The sequence below is a fragment of the Pseudomonas sp. Root71 genome, assembly GCF_001429045.1.
In the GTDB taxonomy this organism is placed as follows: Bacteria; Pseudomonadota; Gammaproteobacteria; order Pseudomonadales; family Pseudomonadaceae; genus Aquipseudomonas; species Aquipseudomonas monachiensis.
The window spans coordinates 356,659-374,809 of the sequence record NZ_LMHY01000027.1 but is presented as its reverse complement, the minus strand read 5'-3'; the positions used below and the strand labels follow the sequence as shown (position 1 = coordinate 374,809).

14 protein-coding genes are annotated in these 18,151 nt (G+C 61.2%); all 14 read left to right on the top strand.

Annotation, left to right across the window (positions count from 1 at the left end; genetic code table 11):
• The first annotated feature begins 120 nt into the window (after positions 1 to 120).
• The 14 genes from ASD95_RS22135 (at position 121) to mdoH (ending at position 18,094) form a co-directional block, all read left to right on the top strand.
• Positions 121 to 1,089, top strand: coding sequence for an ABC transporter substrate-binding protein (locus ASD95_RS22135; protein ID WP_056725760.1), 969 nt, complete (start codon positions 121 to 123; stop codon positions 1,087 to 1,089).
• 70 nt (positions 1,090 to 1,159) lie between these two features.
• Positions 1,160 to 2,011 (top strand): ABC transporter permease, encoded by an 852-nt coding sequence (locus tag ASD95_RS22130; RefSeq protein WP_046039591.1) that lies wholly within the window; start codon positions 1,160 to 1,162, stop codon positions 2,009 to 2,011.
• Positions 2,008 to 2,838 carry a quaternary amine ABC transporter ATP-binding protein gene (locus ASD95_RS22125; RefSeq protein ID WP_007975542.1) on the top strand — a complete coding sequence of 277 codons (831 nt, stop codon included), beginning with the start codon at positions 2,008 to 2,010 and terminating at the stop codon, positions 2,836 to 2,838. The genes ASD95_RS22130 and ASD95_RS22125 overlap by 4 nt, the downstream gene beginning before the upstream one ends.
• Positions 2,839 to 2,946: 108 nt before the next feature.
• A complete protein-coding gene (gene hutH / locus ASD95_RS22120) occupies positions 2,947 to 4,470 on the top strand; it encodes a histidine ammonia-lyase (protein ID WP_056725759.1) in 1,524 nt (507 codons plus the stop codon).
• Positions 4,471 to 4,583: 113 nt separating this feature from the next.
• On the top strand, positions 4,584 to 6,116 hold the full coding sequence (gene hutH, locus ASD95_RS22115; protein ID WP_056725757.1) for a histidine ammonia-lyase: 1,533 nt from the start codon (positions 4,584 to 4,586) through the stop codon (positions 6,114 to 6,116).
• 124 nt (positions 6,117 to 6,240) lie between these two features.
• The gene (locus tag ASD95_RS22110) at positions 6,241 to 7,647 is read left to right on the top strand and encodes an amino acid permease (RefSeq protein ID WP_056725755.1); all 1,407 of its coding nucleotides are present in this window, start codon (positions 6,241 to 6,243) and stop codon (positions 7,645 to 7,647) included.
• Between the two features lie 17 nt (positions 7,648 to 7,664).
• Positions 7,665 to 8,870 (top strand): imidazolonepropionase, encoded by a 1,206-nt coding sequence (gene hutI, locus ASD95_RS22105; RefSeq protein ID WP_056725752.1) that lies wholly within the window; start codon positions 7,665 to 7,667, stop codon positions 8,868 to 8,870.
• Positions 8,871 to 8,880: 10 nt separating this feature from the next.
• Entirely contained in the window at positions 8,881 to 9,684 is an 804-nt protein-coding gene (hutG, locus tag ASD95_RS22100) for an N-formylglutamate deformylase (protein WP_056725750.1), read from the top strand.
• A 280-nt stretch (positions 9,685 to 9,964) separates the two neighbouring features.
• Entirely contained in the window at positions 9,965 to 10,921 is a 957-nt protein-coding gene (locus ASD95_RS22095; RefSeq protein ID WP_056725749.1) for a choline ABC transporter substrate-binding protein, read from the top strand.
• A 58-nt stretch (positions 10,922 to 10,979) separates the two neighbouring features.
• Positions 10,980 to 11,885 carry an alpha/beta hydrolase gene (locus tag ASD95_RS22090; protein ID WP_056725747.1) on the top strand — a complete coding sequence of 302 codons (906 nt, stop codon included), beginning with the start codon at positions 10,980 to 10,982 and terminating at the stop codon, positions 11,883 to 11,885.
• Positions 11,886 to 11,989: 104 nt separating this feature from the next.
• Positions 11,990 to 12,961 carry a prolyl aminopeptidase gene (pip, locus tag ASD95_RS22085; RefSeq protein WP_056725745.1) on the top strand — a complete coding sequence of 324 codons (972 nt, stop codon included), beginning with the start codon at positions 11,990 to 11,992 and terminating at the stop codon, positions 12,959 to 12,961.
• Positions 12,958 to 13,395, top strand: coding sequence for a D-aminoacyl-tRNA deacylase (gene dtd / locus ASD95_RS22080; protein ID WP_008047807.1), 438 nt, complete (start codon positions 12,958 to 12,960; stop codon positions 13,393 to 13,395). The genes pip and dtd overlap by 4 nt, the downstream gene beginning before the upstream one ends.
• 321 nt (positions 13,396 to 13,716) lie before the next feature.
• Entirely contained in the window at positions 13,717 to 15,531 is a 1,815-nt protein-coding gene (locus ASD95_RS22075) for a glucan biosynthesis protein (RefSeq protein WP_056725743.1), read from the top strand.
• Positions 15,524 to 18,094, top strand: a complete 2,571-nt coding sequence (mdoH, locus tag ASD95_RS22070; protein WP_056725741.1) for a glucans biosynthesis glucosyltransferase MdoH — start codon at positions 15,524 to 15,526, stop codon at positions 18,092 to 18,094. Before ASD95_RS22075 ends, mdoH begins: the two co-directional genes overlap by 8 nt.
• Positions 18,095 to 18,151 lie beyond the last annotated feature (57 nt).

The window sequence follows — 18,151 nt, the reverse complement described above, 5'->3', positions numbered from 1 at the left end:
GTTGCAGACCTAACAACAAGCGAAGTCGGTCGCGCTGCGGCGCAGGCCTGATTGGACGTGGACAGGGCTGGATGCCTCTTGACTGCCGTAAGCCAATTCATGATTAGGAGCGTCACAACAATGAAATCGAACAAGACCCTGCTGACCACATTGCTTTCCATGGGCCTGCTGGCCAGCGCTGGCGCCACTCAGGCGGCGGGTTGGTGCGAGTCGGGCAAACCGGTGAAGTTCGCCGGTTTGAACTGGGAAAGCGCCATGCTGCTGACCGACGTGATGCAAGTCGTGTTGGAGAAAGGCTACGACTGCAAGACCGACAGCCTGCCGGGCAACTCCATCACCATGGAAAACGCCCTGAGCAGTAACGATATTCAAGTGTTTGCCGAAGAATGGGTCGGCCGCAGCGAAGTCTGGAACAAGGCCGAGAAGGCCGGCAAGGTCGTCGGTGTCGGCGCGCCGGTGGTTGGCGCGATCGAAGGCTGGTACGTGCCGCGCTACGTGATCGAAGGCGACGCCAAGCGCAAGCTGGAAGCCAAGGCTCCGGACCTGAAAAACATTGCTGACCTGGGCAAATACTCGGCGATCTTCAAGGACGCCGAAGAGCCGTCCAAGGGGCGTTTCTACAACTGTCCGGCCGGTTGGACCTGTGAGCTGGACAACAGCGAAATGCTCAAGAGCTACGGCCTGGAAAGCACCTACACCAATTTCCGCCCAGGCACCGGCCCGGCGCTGGATGCCGCGGTGCTGTCGAGCTACAAGCGTGGCGAGCCGATCCTGTTCTACTACTGGTCGCCAACGCCGCTGATGGGCCAGATCGACGCGGTGAAACTCGAAGAGAAACCAGGCGTGAACAAGACCGTGGATATCAAGGTCGGCCTGTCCAAGACTTTCCACGACGAAGCCCCGGAGCTGGTGGCCGTGCTGGAAAAGGTCAACGTGCCGATCGACCTGCTGAACCAGAACCTTGGGCGCATGACCAAAGAGCGGATCGAATCACCAAAACTGGCCAAGATCTTCCTGAAGGAACATCCTGAAGTCTGGCACGCATGGGTGAGCGAAGACGCAGCCAAGAAAATCGACGCGGCCTTGTAGGTCGAGCTTCTCCGGCTGTCGGCAACGGCAGTCGGATGCTTGATCGCAACCCCTTGATTGAGAGTCTCTTATGTTTCCCGAAAGCTTTACCTTTTCCATCGCCGACTGGGTCAACGGTTGGGTCGATTCGCTGGTCACCAACTACGGCGACGTGTTCCGGCACATCTCCGACACCCTGTTGTGGGCCATCGTCAATCTTGAAGGCCTGCTGCGTGCCGCACCCTGGTGGCTGATGCTGGCGATCGTGGCCGGTGTGGCCTGGCATGCGACCCGCAAGGTCGTGACCACTGCCGTCATCGTTGGTTTGCTGTTCCTGGTGGGAGCGGTCGGCCTCTGGGACAAACTGATGCAGACCCTGGCGCTGATGATGGTGGCGACGATCATTTCGGTGTTGATCGGCATTCCGCTGGGCATTCTCTCGGCGCGCAGCAATCGCCTGCGTTCGATACTGATGCCGTTGCTGGACATCATGCAGACCATGCCGAGCTTCGTGTACCTGATCCCGGTGCTGATGCTGTTTGGCCTGGGCAAGGTCCCGGCGATTTTCGCCACGGTGATCTACGCCGCGCCGCCGCTGATCCGCTTGACCGATCTGGGCATTCGCCAGGTCGACGGCGAAGTGATGGAAGCGATCAACGCCTTCGGTGCCAACCGCTGGCAGCAACTGTTCGGCGTGCAACTGCCGCTGGCCCTGCCGAGCATCATGGCCGGGATCAACCAGACCACCATGATGGCCCTTTCGATGGTGGTGATCGCCTCGATGATCGGTGCCCGTGGCCTGGGTGAAGACGTGCTGGTGGGGATTCAGACCCTCAACGTCGGACGTGGCCTTGAAGCCGGTCTGGCGATCGTGATTCTGGCTGTGGTGATCGACCGCATTACACAGGCGTACGGTCGCGCACGGCATGAGGTGAGCAAATGAACAACGCAACCGTGAGCAAGATCGAAGTCAAGAACGTCTTCAAGATTTTCGGCAACCGTGCCAAGGACGCCCTGGCCATGGTCGGCCAGGGCAAGACCAAGGACCAGGTGCTGGCCGAAACCGGCTGCGTGGTCGGCGTAAACGACCTGTCGCTGAGCATCGGCAGCGGCGAGATCTTCGTGATCATGGGCCTGTCGGGTTCCGGCAAGTCGACCCTGGTCCGCCACTTCAACCGCCTGATCGACCCGACCAGCGGTGCGATCCTGGTGGACGGCGTGGACATCCTGCAATACGACATGGAAGCCCTGCGCGAATTTCGTCGGCGCAAGATCAGCATGGTGTTCCAGAGCTTCGGCCTGTTGCCGCACAAGAGCGTGCTGGACAACGTCGCCTACGGCCTGAAAATCCGTGGCGAAAGCAAAGCCATGTGTGCCGAGCGTGCGCTGCACTGGATCAACACCGTGGGCCTCAAGGGCTACGAAAACAAATACCCGCACCAGCTCTCCGGCGGCATGCGCCAGCGTGTGGGCCTGGCCCGCGCCCTGGCGGCGGACACCGACATCATCCTGATGGACGAAGCGTTCAGCGCCCTCGACCCGCTGATCCGCGCCGAAATGCAGGACCAGTTGCTGGAGCTGCAAAAGACCCTGCACAAGACCATCGTCTTCATCACCCACGACCTCGACGAGGCCGTGCGCATCGGCAACCGCATCGCGATCCTCAAGGATGGCCGCCTGATTCAGGTCGGCACGCCACGAGAGATCCTGCATTCGCCGGCGGATGAGTATGTAGACCGCTTTGTGCAGCGTCGGGCGGCGGTGGTTTAAGGCTCTAAAAGATCGCAGCCTGCGGCAGCTCCTACAGAAGTGAGCCGTACTCGGTGTAGGAGCTGCCGAAGGCTGCGATCTTTTGATTTTATTTAGATGAGGTTGAAGATGTCCCAGGCTGAAAAAATCGTTATCACCGAGGCGCAGGTCAGTTGGCAGGACGTGGTCGCCGTTGCTCGTCATGGCGCACAGCTTGAGCTGTCGGCGCCGATCTGGGCGCGCATCGAAAACGCGCAGGCCATCGTCCAGCGCATCGTTACCAGTGGCGAACGTGCCTACGGCATCAACACCGGCCTGGGCGCGCTGTGCAACGTCTCGCTGCAGGACGAACAACTCAGCCAGTTGTCGCGCAACACCTTGCTCAGCCACGCCTGTGGCGTTGGCGCGCCACTGACCAACGAGCAGACCCGCTCGATCATGTGCGCCGCCGTCGTCAACTACAGCCACGGTAAATCCGGCCTGCACCGTCAGGTCGTCGAAGCCCTGCTGGCCCTGCTCAACCGTGGCATCACGCCGCAAGTGCCGTCCCAGGGTTCCGTGGGCTACCTGACCCACATGGCGCACATCGGCATCGCGCTGTTGGGCGTTGGCAATGTCAGCTATCGCGGCCAGGTCGTTTCCGCGCAGCAAGCGCTGGCCGAAGAAGGCCTGCAACCGGTCAAGCTCGGTGCCAAGGACGGTTTGTGCCTGGTCAACGGTACGCCGTGCATGACCGGCTTGAGCTGCCTGGCGATTGCCGATGCCACGCGCCTGCTGGAATGGGCCGACGTGATCGGTGCCATGAGCTTCGAGGCCCAGCGAGGGCAGATCGACGCCTTCGATGCCGAGATCATCGCGCTCAAGCCGCACCCTGGCATGCAACAGGTCGGGAACAACCTGCGGGCCTTGCTCGACGGCAGCGAAGTGATTGCCCAGAGCAAAGGCATCCGTACCCAGGACGCCCTGAGCATCCGCTCGATCCCGCAGGTGCACGGCGCCGCTCGCGACCAATTGGTACACGCGAGCAAACAGATCGAAACCGAACTCAACGGCACCACCGATAACCCGCTGGTGCTGGGTACTGCCGACAGCTATCGCGTGGTGTCCCAAGCCAACCCCCACGGCCAGTCCGTGGCAATGGCGGCGGACCTGCTGGCGATTGCCATGGCGGAAATCGGCTCCATTGCCGAGCGTCGCCTGGACCGTTTGATCAACCCGCACGTCAGTGGCCTGCCGGCCTTCCTGGTGGCCAACCCGGGGGTGAACTCCGGGATGATGATCGTGCAATACGTCGCCGCTTCGCTGTGCGCGGAAAATCGTCAATTGGCACAACCGGCGGTGCTGGATAACTTCGTGACGTCGGGCCTGCAGGAAGATCACCTGAGCCTGGGCACCAACGCCGCGCTGAAGCTGCACCGCGCGCTCGAAAACTGCACGCAGATCCTCGCCATCGAGTATTTGCTGGCAGCCCAGGCGTTTGAATTTTTGAAAGAACAACGCTTCGGCGCCGGCACCGATGCGGCCTGGCGTCTGCTGCGCGAGCATGTTGCCCCCTACGACCAGGATCGCTGGTTGGCACCGGACATCGCCGCCGCTGCCGCTGTATTGAAAGACCCGACTTTGCTGCACAACACTTTTCCCAACCTGAACTGATTTCAACAACACCAGCGTGCCAAGGCGCGGCTCCCCAAAAGGCAGACGCGACGGACAACGGACATCTCCGGAGCGTCTGGTGAGTTAACAACAACTCTCAAAAGGAGCACAAAATGACTGCGCTAAACCTGATTCCCGGCCAACTGAGCCTCGCCCAACTGCGTGACGTCTATCAGCAGCCGGTGAAACTGACCCTCGACCACAGCGCCTCGGCCCAGATCGAAGCCAGCGTTGCCTGCGTGGAACAGATCCTCGCCGAAAATCGCACCGCCTACGGCATCAACACCGGTTTCGGCCTGCTGGCCTCGACCCGCATCGCCAGCGAAGACCTGGAAAACCTGCAACGCTCGCTGGTGCTGTCCCACGCCGCCGGTGTCGGCCAGCCGATCAGCGATGAGCTGGTGCGACTGATCATGGTGCTCAAGGTCAACAGCCTGAGCCGTGGGTTCTCTGGCATCCGCCGCGTGGTGATCGACGCGCTGATCGCCCTGATCAACGCCGAGGTGTACCCGCACATTCCATTGAAAGGTTCGGTCGGTGCTTCCGGTGACCTGGCGCCTCTGGCCCATATGTCCCTGGTGCTGCTGGGCGAAGGCAAGGCACGCTACAAAGGCGAGTGGATGGAAGCCACCGAAGCGCTGAAAGTTGCAGGTCTGACCCCGCTGACCCTGGCCGCGAAAGAAGGCCTGGCGCTGCTCAACGGCACTCAGGTGTCCACCGCTTTCGCCTTGCGTGGCCTGTTTGAAGGCGAAGACCTGTTCGCCGGTGCCTTGGCCCTGGGCGGCCTGACCGTTGAAGCGGTCTTGGGCTCGCGTTCGCCGTTCGACGCCCGCATCCACGCTGCCCGTGGCCAGAAAGGCCAGATCGACGCCGCCGCCGCTTACCGCGACCTGCTGGGCGAGCGCAGCGAAGTGTCCGACTCCCACGAAAACTGCGAGAAGGTACAAGACCCGTACTCCCTGCGCTGCCAGCCACAAGTCATGGGCGCCTGCCTGACCCAGTTCCGTCAAGCGGCCGAAGTACTGGCGATCGAAGCCAACGCCGTTTCCGACAACCCGTTGGTGTTCGCCGCTGAAGGTGACGTGATCTCCGGTGGCAACTTCCACGCAGAACCAGTGGCCATGGCCGCTGACAACATGGCGCTGGCCATCGCCGAAATCGGCTCCCTGAGCGAGCGCCGTATCTCGCTGATGATGGACAAGCACATGTCGCAACTGCCGCCGTTCCTGGTGGCCAACGGTGGCGTGAACTCCGGTTTCATGATCGCCCAGGTGACCGCGGCGGCACTGGCCAGCGAGAACAAGGCATTGTCCCATCCGCATTCGGTGGACAGCCTGCCGACTTCCGCCAACCAGGAAGACCACGTTTCCATGGCTCCAGCGGCTGGCAAGCGTCTGTGGGAAATGGCCGAGAACACCCGTGGGATTCTCGCGGTGGAATGGCTGGCGGCAGTGCAGGGCCTGGACCTGCGCAACGGCCTTAAGACTTCGCCAAAGCTGGAAAAGGCCCGTGCCATCCTGCGTAACGACGTGCCTTTCTATGAGAAGGACCGGTTCTTTGCGCCGGACATCAATGCGGCGTCTGAATTGTTGGCCTCGCGTTGCCTGAACGAACTGGTGACGGCGAAGTTGCTGCCTAGCCTGTAATTGCCCCTTCGCGAGCAAGTCGAATCGTCGCACCGCCGCTCCCACATGGATCGCGTTGAACCTGTAGGAGCTGGCTTGCCAGCGATTCGATTTAGCGTCGAATAACAATAATTAGGGACGAGAAATGCAACAGCCAGAAAAAGGTTTGAAACGCGGGCTCTCTGCCCGACATATTCGCTTCATGGCGCTGGGGTCGGCAATCGGCACCGGGCTGTTTTATGGATCTGCCTCGGCCATTCAAATGGCCGGGCCTGCGGTACTGCTCGCTTACCTGATCGGCGGCGCGGCGGTGTTCATGGTCATGCGCGCCCTCGGTGAGATGGCGGTGCACAACCCGGTGGCCGGCTCTTTCGGCCAGTACGCCAGCACCTACCTGGGGCCGATGGCAGGCTTCATCCTCGGTTGGACCTACGCATTCGAAATGGTCATCGTCGGCATGGCCGACGTCACTGCATTCGGTATTTACATGGGCTTCTGGTTCCCGGAGGTTTCCCGCTGGATCTGGGTGCTGGGTGTCGTTTCCATCGTTGGCGGCCTGAACCTGTGCAACGTCAAAGTCTTCGGTGAAATGGAGTTCTGGCTGTCGCTGCTCAAGGTCGCGGCCATCGTCGCGATGATCCTGGGCGGTTTCGGCATCATGTGGTTCGGCATCAGCTCGGCCCCAGGCCAGGCGACCGACATCAGCAACCTCTGGAACCACGGCGGTTTCATGCCCAATGGCATGGGCGGTCTGATCGCTTCGTTCGCGGTAGTGATGTTTGCGTTTGGCGGTATTGAAATCATCGGCGTAACGGCAGGTGAAGCCAAGGATCCGCAGCACGTGCTGCCACGGGCGATCAATGCCGTACCGTTGCGGATCCTGCTGTTCTACGTGCTGACGATGCTGGTGCTGATGTCGATCTTTCCATGGCAGCAGATCGGCAGCCAGGGCAGCCCGTTCGTGCAGATTTTCGACAAGCTGGGGATCAGCTCGGCGGCCACCATCCTCAATATCGTGGTGATCACGGCGGCGATTTCGGCGATCAACAGTGACATCTTCGGCGCTGGCCGCATGATGTTCGGCCTGGCCCAGCAAGGGCATGCACCCAAGGGTTTCGCCCGCCTGTCGCGCAATGGCGTGCCATGGATGACGGTGGTGGTGATGAGTGCCGCGCTGTTGCTGGGTGTGTTGCTGAATTACCTGATCCCGGAAAACGTGTTCCTGTTGATCGCTTCCATCGCGACCTTTGCCACGGTGTGGGTCTGGCTGATGATTCTGGTGACCCAGGTGGCCATGCGCCGGTCCATGAGCGCCGAGCAGGTGGCACAACTGAAATTCCCGGTACCGCTGTGGCCTTATGCGCCAGCGGCGGCGATTGTCTTCATGCTGTTCATCTTCGGCGTGCTGGGCTATTTCCCGGACACCCAGGCAGCGCTGATCGTCGGCGTGGTCTGGATCGTGTTGCTGGTGCTGGCCTACCTGACGTGGGTGAAACCGGCGGCGGGCCAGGCAGCCCTGGTGACACAGGACCCTGTTTTTTCTCATCGATAACCTAATGGAGGCCACGGATGAAAACTCTCTGGCAACACTGTCACGTCGCAACCATGGCACAAGGCGTCTACTCGATCATCGAGGACGCGGCCATCGTGACGTCAGGAGCGCACATTGAGTGGATCGGCCCACGCGGTGAATTGCCGGCGGGCGAGTACCCGGCCGTCAATGATTTGAGTGGGGCCTGGGTCACGCCGGGCCTGATCGATTGCCACACTCACACGGTGTTCGGCGGTAACCGCAGCGGTGAATTCGAACAGCGCCTGCAAGGCGTCAGCTACGCGGAAATTGCCGCCAGCGGTGGCGGTATTGCCAGCACCGTGCGCGCCACCCGCGCAGCCAGCGAAGATGAACTGTTCGCCAGTGCCGCCAAGCGCCTGAAAAGCCTGATGCGTGATGGTGTCACCAGCATCGAAATCAAGTCCGGCTACGGCCTGGACCTGGCCAACGAACGCAAGATGTTGCGCGTGGCCCGTCGCCTCGGCGCCGAACTGCCGGTCAGCGTGCGCAGCACCTGCCTGGCGGCTCACGCCTTGCCGCCGGAGTACAAGGATCGCGCTGACGACTATATCGATCACATCTGCGCCGACATGCTCCCGGCCCTGGCCGCCGAAGGTCTGGTCGATGCGGTGGACGCGTTCTGCGAGTACCTGGCATTCTCCCCGGCACAAGTCGAGCGGGTGTTCATCACCGCCCAGAAACTGGGCCTGCCAGTGAAGCTGCATGCCGAGCAGTTGTCGTCGCTGCATGGTTCAAGCCTGGCGGCGCGTTATCACGCATTGTCCGCCGACCACCTGGAGTTCATGACCGAGGATGACGCCATTGCCATGGCCAAGTCCGGCACGGTTGCGGTGCTGTTGCCCGGCGCCTTTTACTTCCTGCGCGAAACCCAATTGCCGCCGATGGAAGCCCTGCGCAAGCACGGCGTGAAGATCGCCATCGCCAGCGACCTCAACCCGGGCACCTCGCCGGCACTGTCGTTGCGCCTGATGCTGAACATGGCTTGCACCTGCTTGCGCATGACCCCGGAAGAGGCCCTGGCCGGCGCGACGATTCATGCCGCCACCGCACTGGGCATGGCTGACACCCATGGTTCGCTGGAGGTCGGCAAGGTCGCGGATTTTGTCGCCTGGCAAATCGATCGTCCGGCCGACCTGTGTTACTGGCTGGGCGGCGACCTGGAAAAACGCGTCGTGCGCCACGGCGTCGAATCAAGTCTGTAGGAGATCTGTTGTGGATAAGGTTCTGAACTTCAAACAAGGCCGCGTACCGCTGCTGATCAGCATGCCCCACGCTGGCGTGCGCCTGACACCTGCGGTCGAAGCCGGGTTGATCCCTGACGCGAAAAGCCTGCCGGATACCGACTGGCATATCCCGCAGCTTTACGACTTCGCCGCGCAACTGGGTGCAAGCACCCTGGCCGCCGAGTACTCGCGGTTCGTCATCGACCTGAACCGGCCATCCGACGACAAGCCGCTGTACGTGGGCGCGACCACAGGCCTGTACCCGGCCACGCTGTTCGACGGCGTGCCGTTGTTCCGTGAAGGGCTGGAGCCGTCGAAAGAAGAACGTGCGACTTATCTGGAGCAGATCTGGACGCCGTACCACAGCACCTTGCAGCAGGAGCTGGCGCGGCTGAAAGCCGAGTTCGGCTATGCGCTGCTGTTCGATGCGCACTCGATCCGCTCGATCATCCCGCACCTGTTCGACGGCAAGCTGCCAGACTTCAACCTCGGCACCTTTAACGGTGCCAGTTGCGATCCACAGCTTGCGACCCGTCTGGAAGCGATCTGCGCGCTTCACGACAACTACACCCACGTACTCAACGGGCGCTTCAAGGGCGGGCACATCACCCGTCATTACGGTAACCCGGCAGAAAACATTCATGCGGTGCAGCTGGAGTTGGGGCAGTGCACCTACATGGATGAGTTCGTGCCGTTCCGTTATCGCCCGGACCTGGCGGAGCCGACGCGGGTGGTGTTGAAGGAGTTGCTGCAAGGGTTGCTGGCCTGGGGCGAGAAGCACTACAACCGTTAATACTGTCGCAAAACCCTGTGGGAGCGAGCTTGCTCGCGATGGCGTACTGTCAGGCAACATTAATGTCGGATGTTATGGCCTCATCGTCGGAACGCCGCCCGGAGCAAGCTCGCTCCCACAGGTTTTCATATGCCTCAACATCTGCACATGACAGTCGCCACCGTGCAAAACACGGTCGCCACAGGTCGCTTTCACCACTCGTCCGCTGCGTAATGTTCTGGCCACGGTGCACAAAGACACCGCCCCGACAATAATCCGCTGCCGCACGAGAATGCTCACTATGACAAGCCCCAAAGGTCTGTTCACCCGCTGTCTCTCAATCTTCTGCGGCACCGCTCTGTTGGGCGCCGGCGCCATGGCCGCGGACGACGCCTCCTGCAAAACCGTGCGTATGGGCGTGGTCAACTGGACCGACGTGATCGCCACCAGCGGCATGGCCGATGTGCTGCTCAACGGTCTGGGCTACGAAAGCAAGCAAACCAGCGCCGTACAGCAAATCATCTTCGCCGGTATCCGCGACAAGCGCCTGGACATCTTCCTTGGTTACTGGAAGCCGGCGATGGATAAAAACATCGCGCCCTTCGTGGCTGCCAATCAGGTCAAGGTCATGGACAAGCCAAGCCTGGCCGATGCCCAGGCCACCCTCGCGGTCCCGGATTATGTGGCAGCGGCGGGCCTGAAAACCTTTGCCGACATCGCGAAGTTCAAGGATCAGCTCGGCGGCAAGATCTACGGCATCGAGCCGGGCAGCGGCGCCAACACCACGATCAAGACCATGATCGAAACCAATCACTTTGGCCTCAAGGACTTCAAACTGATCGAGTCCGGTGAAGCCGGCATGCTCGCTGCCGTTCAGCGGGCGGTGAATCGCAAGGAGTTCGTGGTGTTCGTCGGCTGGACCCCGCACCCGATGAACATCAACATGAAGATCGACTATCTGACCGGCAGCGAAGACGTCTACGGACCGAATGAAGGCGCCGCGACGGTCTCCACCGTGACTGCACCGGATTACGCCCAGCGCTGCCCGAACGTCAATCGGTTGCTGGAAAACCTGACGTTCACCGCCGCCCAGGAAAGCCAGTTGATGGTGCCGATCATGGAGCGCCAGACGGCTCAGGATGTCGCGAAAAAATGGCTGCGTGACCATCCCGAGGACTTGCAGCGCTGGCTGGCGGGTGTCAGCAGTTTCGATGGCAAGGACGGCGTGGCCACGGTTCAGGCCAGCCTGAAGAACTGATCCCTGTCTGATCAAGTCCTGTGGGTCCCACACATTTCCCTGAACGAGCACCAGGCTCATGGCTCCATACCCGCTTTCCAAACAGATGACGGCTTTCGTCGACAAAACCCTGAGTTTCAACAGTACCGACAGCAGTATCACCGGGTTGCGCCAGGCCTACAGCGAGATGTGCCGGGCATTTACCCCGGCACGTCCCGCCGGGTTGCAGGTGGTCGATTTCGAGTTGGACGGTGTTGCGGTTCGTTCCTATCAGCCACCGGCCAGCGGTGCGTCGTGCATCGTTTATTTGCATGGCGGTGGCTGGGTGGTGGGGGACCTCGATTCCCACGACTTCATCTGCGCCGAATGGGCATCGACACTCGGTGTACGGGTGATCGCCGTCGATTACCGTCGGGCACCGGAACATCCGTTTCCCGCCGCGTTCGATGATTGCCTGACGGTGTGGCGAGCACTGCGCGCCGGGCCGTTTAAACTCGACCCCGAGCGCACGCTGGTGGCCGGCGACAGTGCCGGTGGCAACCTGGCGGCGGCGTTGTGCCTGGCGCTACGCGATGCCGGTGAGCCGCTGCCGTGCGCGCAGGTGCTGATCTATCCGGGGTTGGGTGGCGATCACCGGCTGCCGTCGCGCAGTGAGTGCATCGACGCGCCGTTACTCAGCAGCAGTGACGTCGATTACTATCACGCGCTTTACCTGCAAGGCACCCGCCATCCGAGCGCCTGCGCCATGCCATTGCTCGCCACGGACTTCAGCGGACTGCCACCGGCATTGATCGCCGTGGCGCAATTCGACCCGTTGCGTGATGACGGCGTGCTGTATGCCGAGCGACTGAATGCCGCGGGCGTGATTGCCACTCTGTATGTCGGCGAGGGTTTGGTCCATGGCTGTTTGCGGGCCCGCGGGCAGGTAACCGAGGTCGATGCGCTGTACGAAACCCTGTTTGGTTATCTTGCGCAAAGACTCTGACTTCGCGCGGGCATGCTCATTGACGTAATTCGGGTTTATGATGCCGGACGGCAGAATAATAGAAGTCCCCCCAGGGATGACCTCGACCCCTTACGGAGTGCGCAATGCAGACTTTGTACCCGCAGATCAAACCCCACGCCCGGCACGATCTGGCCGTCGACGAAACCCACACCCTGTACGTCGACGAAAGCGGTTCACCGGAAGGTTTGCCGGTGGTGTTCATCCACGGTGGCCCCGGCGCCGGATGTGATGCCCAAAGTCGTTGTTTCTTCGATCCAAACCTCTATCGCATTGTCACCTTCGATCAGCGCGGTTGCGGTCGATCCACCCCCCACGCCAGCCTGGAAAACAACACCACCTGGGACCTGGTCGCCGACCTCGAGCGGATTCGCCAGCACCTGGGCATCGATAAGTGGGTGCTGTTTGGCGGTTCCTGGGGTTCGACCCTGGCGCTGGCCTACGCACAAACCCATCCTGAGCGGGTACACGGCCTGATCCTGCGCGGGATCTTTCTCTGCCGCCCGCAGGAAATCGAATGGTTCTACCAGGCCGGCGCCAGCCGCCTGTTCCCCGATTACTGGCAGGACTACATCGCGCCGATCCCGCTGGACGAGCGCGACGACTTGCTCACCGCGTTCCACAAGCGCCTGGTCGGCAACGACCAGATCGCCCAGATGCACGCGGCCAAGGCCTGGTCCACCTGGGAGGGCCGTACCGCGACCCTGCGTCCCAACCCGCTGGTGGTCGATCGCTTCTCCGAACCACAACGTGCGTTGTCGATTGCCCGCATCGAATGCCACTACTTCACCAACAATGCCTTCCTGGAGCAGAACCAGCTGATTCGCGACATGGGCAAGATCGCCCATTTGCCTGGCGTGATCATCCATGGTCGCTATGACGTTATCTGCCCGCTGGATAACGCCTGGGAATTGCATCAAGCGTGGCCGAACAGCGAACTGCAGGTCATCCGCGATGCCGGTCATGCCGCTTCCGAGCCGGGCATCACCGACGCGCTGGTACGCGCCGCCGATCAGATGGCCCGGCGTTTGCTCGACCTGCCGCCTGAAGAAGCATGAAGGGTCTGCTACAGCGTGTGCGCGGCGCGCGGGTCGAGGTCGCGGGCGAGATCGTGGGTGCCGTCGATCAGGGATTGCTGGTCCTGGTAGCCGTCGAGCCCGACGATACGCGGGCCAGCGCCGACAAACTTCTTAATAAACTGCTTAACTATCGGGTATTCAGTGACGCCGAGGGCAAGATGAATCTGTCCCTGGCGGATGTGGGCGGCGGGCTGCTGCTGGTCTCTCAGTTCACCCTGGCTGCCGATACCAAAAGCGGGCTGCGTCCGGGTTTCTCGACCGCGGCCCCTCCGGCGCTGGGCGAGGAGTTGTTCGACTATCTATTAAGCAAAGCGAAACAGGTGCATGGCACTGTGGCATCAGGTAGATTCGGCGCGGATATGCAGGTGCACCTGGTCAATGATGGCCCGGTAACCTTCCTGTTACAGACCTGAAAGCGTTTGAAACAAGTTTTTACGCTCATTTCGACTGAAAACAGGGCTTTTTCGCGATAAATACTTTGTTACCCCTGATGCGTTGTAACGCGGCCTACTAGATAATCCCGCGCTACGGGGATCAGCGTTCGTTGGTCCATTTTGACTTAGGTAGAGACTTGTCCGGATCCGATTGGGGAATCATTTCGCCCCAGCGGAGTCGGAACAATGCTCGCCAACTTGGCAAGAGTGGTTTGCAAGGGCGGTTTTTTCATACCGTACACCGTGCAGGCCCTTTAACTGGCCGTTGGTTTTTTGATCTGTTTTCGGCGAGGGTTGCTCGTGATTGTTAGTCCCTGTAACGCACCAAAATTGTCTGCCAAACGGTTACGCAGCGCCCTGGTAGCGGGCTCTGCACTGCTCTGCCTGCTCAGCGCCGGTCAGCTTTGGGCATTCAGTCTGGATGATGTATCGGTCAAGGCAAAAGAGCTGGCCGCGCAGAAATACGAAGCGCCGCGCAGTAACCTGCCGAACGAGTTCCGCGACATGAAATTCGCGGACTATCAGAAAATTCGTTTTCTGACGGAAAAGGCCGAGTGGGCTGATCAGAAGACGCCGTTCAAGCTGTCCTTCTATCACCAGGGCATGCATTTCGATACGCCGGTGAAAATCAACGAAATCACCGCCAACACCGTCGAAGAGATCAAATACGATCCGAGTCGTTTCGACTTCGGCGACTTGCAGTTCGATCCAAAGGCCACTGAACAACTGGGTTATGCCGGTTTCCGTGTGCTGTACCCGATCAACAAGGCCGACAAGCAAGACGAAATCATGACCATGCTTGGCGCGAGTTACTTCCGCGTCGTCGGCAAGGGTCACGTCTATGGTTTGTCCGCTCGCGGCATGGCGCTGGATACCGCATTGCCGTCCGGCGAAGAATTCCCGCGTTTCCGCGAGTTCTGGATTCAGCAGCCCAAGCCAGGCGACAAGCACCTGGTGATCTTCGCCCTGCTGGACTCGCCGCGTGCCACCGGCGCCTATCGCCTGACCCTGCGTCCGGGCAGCGACACCATCGTCGACGTCAAGGCGCAGATGTTCCTGCGTGACAAGGTCGGCAAACTGGGCATTGCCCCGTTGACCAGCATGTTCCTGTTCGGCGCCAACCAGCCGTCGAAAGTACTGAACTACCGTCGCGAGCTGCACGATTCCAGCGGTCTGGCGATCCATGCCGGCAACGGCGAGTGGATCTGGCGTCCGCTGAACAATCCGAAACACCTGGCCGTGAGCAACTTCAGCGTGGAAAACCCGCGCGGCTTCGGTCTGCTGCAGCGTGGCCGCGACTTCAGCCATTACGAAGACCTCGACGACCGTTACGACAAGCGTCCAAGCGCCTGGATCGAGCCGAAGGGTGACTGGGGCAAAGGCACAGTCGACCTGGTCGAGATTCCGACCGCCGACGAAACCAACGACAACATCGTCGCCTTCTGGAATCCGGAAAAACTGCCGGAACCTGGCCAGCCGCTCGATGTCGCTTATCGTATGCACTGGACCATGGATGAAGCCTCGATTCACGCGCCGGACAGCGCCTGGGTCAAACAGACCCTGCGGTCCACGGGTGACGTCAAGCAGTCCAACCTGATTCGTCAGCCGGACGGCAGCGTTGCCTACCTGGTGGACTTCGAAGGCCCGTCCCTGGCGGCATTGCCGGCCGATACGGAAGTTCGCAGCCAGGTCAGCGTCGGCGACAACGCCGAGCTGGTGGAAAACAGCGTGCGTTACAACCCTGAAACCAAGGGCTGGCGCCTGACCCTGCGGATGAAGATCAAGGACCCGGGCAAGTCCACCGAGATGCGTGCCGCGCTGGTGCAGAACATCGTGCCGGCGGACCTGGCCAAGACTTCGATTCCAGCGTCGAACTCGTCGGTTGCCAAGGCCGACAAGGTTGCCGCCAAGCAACAAGAGAAAGCGGACAAGGAAGCCAGGCAAGCGGAGGCCAAGCAGGCCGAAGCCAAGCCTGTTGCAGATGCCAAGGACCAGGCCAATAAAGACGCCAAGCAGCCTGTTGCTGCCGACGCGGCCCCAGCCACACCGGAATCGGCACCGACTGAAGAAGTCCTGACCGAAACCTGGAGCTATCAGTTGCCTGCCGATGAGTAACTCTCAAGTACGGCCAGAAACTCTTTCCGAGTATCTGGCGCATCTGCCGATGACCGACCAGCAGCGCGCGGAACTCGCGGGCTGCCAGTCTTTCAGCGAATTGCACGAACGCCTGTCATCGTCGACGTTCGACGCCCCGACCGAAGCCGCCCAGGCTTCGGTGGGCAAACGCCTGACCCTGAGCACTGCCGAAGAGCTGCAGGACGCGGAAATGCTGGTGCTCGACGCCAACGGCCGGGTCTGCCTCAAGGCGACCCCGCCGATCCGGCGGACCAAGGTCGTGCCGGAGCCGTGGCGCACCAACATTCTGGTGCGTGGCTGGCGCCGGATGACCGGTCGTACCAACCCGCCGAAGCCGCCGAAGGACGAACGTGTCCTGCCGGCCGCACGCTGGCGCACCGTGGGTTCGATCCGTCGCTACATTCTGTTGCTGCTGATGCTCGGCCAGACCATCGTCGCCGGCTGGTACATGAAAGGCATCATGCCGTACCAGGGCTGGTCGTTCGTCGACCTCGAAGAAGTCTTGCACCAACCGCTGCTGCAAACCGCCACGCAAGTGCTGCCGTATGCCTTGCAGACCAGCATCCTGATCCTGTTCGGGATTCTGTTCTGCTGGGTGTCGGCCGGTTTCTGGACCGCGCTGATGGGCTTCCTCGAATTGCTGACCGGTCACGATAAATACCGTATCTCCGGTAAAAGTGCCGGCAACGAGCCAATTCCGAAGGATGCACGCACCGCTTTGGTGATGCCGATCTGCAACGAAGACGTGCCTCGTGTATTCGCCGGCCTGCGCGCGACGTTCGAGTCGGTGGCGGCCACGGGTGACCTGGACCGCTTCGACTTCTTCGTGCTCAGCGACAGTAACGACGCTGACATCTGCGTTGCCGAGCAGCAGGCCTGGCTGGACGTCTGCCGTGAAGCCGGGGGCTTCGGCAAGATCTTCTATCGCCGTCGCCGTCGTCGCGTAAAACGCAAAAGCGGCAACCTCGACGACTTCTGCCGTCGCTGGGGCGGTGACTACAAGTACATGGTCGTACTCGACGCCGACTCCGTGATGAGCGGCGAGTGCCTGACCAGTCTGGTGCGCCTGATGGAAGCCACGCCGGACGCCGGGATCATCCAGACCGCGCCACGGGCGTCGGGCATGGATACCCTGTATGCGCGCATGCAGCAGTTCGCCACTCGCGTGTATGGCCCGCTGTTCACCGCCGGCCTGCACTTCTGGCAGTTGGGCGAGTCGCACTACTGGGGCCACAACGCGATCATCCGCATGAAGCCGTTCATCGACCACTGCGCCCTGGCGCCGTTGCCGGGTAAAGGCGCGTTCTCCGGCTCGATCCTGTCTCACGACTTCGTAGAAGCCGCGTTGATGCGCCGTGCTGGCTGGGGCGTGTGGATTGCCTACGACTTGCCGGGCAGCTATGAAGAACTGCCGCCGAACCTGCTGGACGAACTCAAGCGTGACCGTCGCTGGTGCCACGGCAACCTGATGAACTTCCGCCTGTTCCTGGTCAAGGGTATGCACCCGGTGCACCGCGCGGTGTTCCTGACCGGCGTGATGTCCTACCTGTCGGCGCCGTTGTGGTTCTTCTTCCTGGTGCTGTCGACCGCGCTGCTGGCGGTCAACACGCTGATGGAGCCACAGTACTTCCTCGAACCGCGCCAACTCTATCCGCTGTGGCCTCAATGGCACCCGGACAAGGCGATTGCGCTGTTCTCGACCACCATCGTGCTGCTGTTCCTGCCGAAGCTGCTGAGCATCATCCTGATCTGGGCCAAGGGTGCGAAAGAGTTCGGCGGCAAGTTCAAGGTGACCCTGTCGATGCTGCTGGAGATGCTGTTCTCCATGCTGCTGGCGCCGGTGCGGATGATCTTCCACACCCGTTTCGTCCTCGCCGCGTTCCTCGGCTGGGCCGCGACCTGGAACTCGCCGCAACGTGACGACGACTCCACGCCATGGAGCGAGGCGGTCAAGCGCCACGGCCCGCAAACCCTGCTGGGCTTCTTCTGGGCCATGCTGGTGATCTGGCTGAACCCGAGCTTCCTGTGGTGGCTGGTGCCGATCGTCGGTTCGTTGATGCTGTCGATCCCGGTATCGGTGATCTCCAGCCGCGTCGGCCTGGGCCTGAAGTCACGTGACGAGAGCCTGTTCCTGATCCCTGAGGAATACAATCCGCCGCAGGCCCTGCTGGCGACCGACCAGTACACCCACGAAAACCGCTGGCATGCGCTGAACGACGGCTTTGTCCGTTCGGTGGTCGACCCACAACAGAATGCCCTGGCGTGCTCGTTGGCGACCTCCCGGCACAATCAGGCCGAGCCGATTGAATGGCTGCGGATCGAGCGGGTTCGCCACGCGATGAAGGTTGGCCCGCAAGGGTTGACCAACAACGAGAAGGTGCAACTGCTGAGCGACCCGGTGGCCTTGGCTCGCTTGCATGAGCAGGTCTGGGGCGAAGGTCACCCAGAGTGGCTGGGCGCCTGGCGCGAGTCGGTCAAGGCCGACCCTCACGCGCCGCTGCTACCGCTCAAGCCAATGAGCGAACAGCCTCAGTTGGCATAATAAAAAAACCCGCGAAAGCGGGTTTTTTTTGTCTCAGAAAAAGCCTTTGCTGAAGAT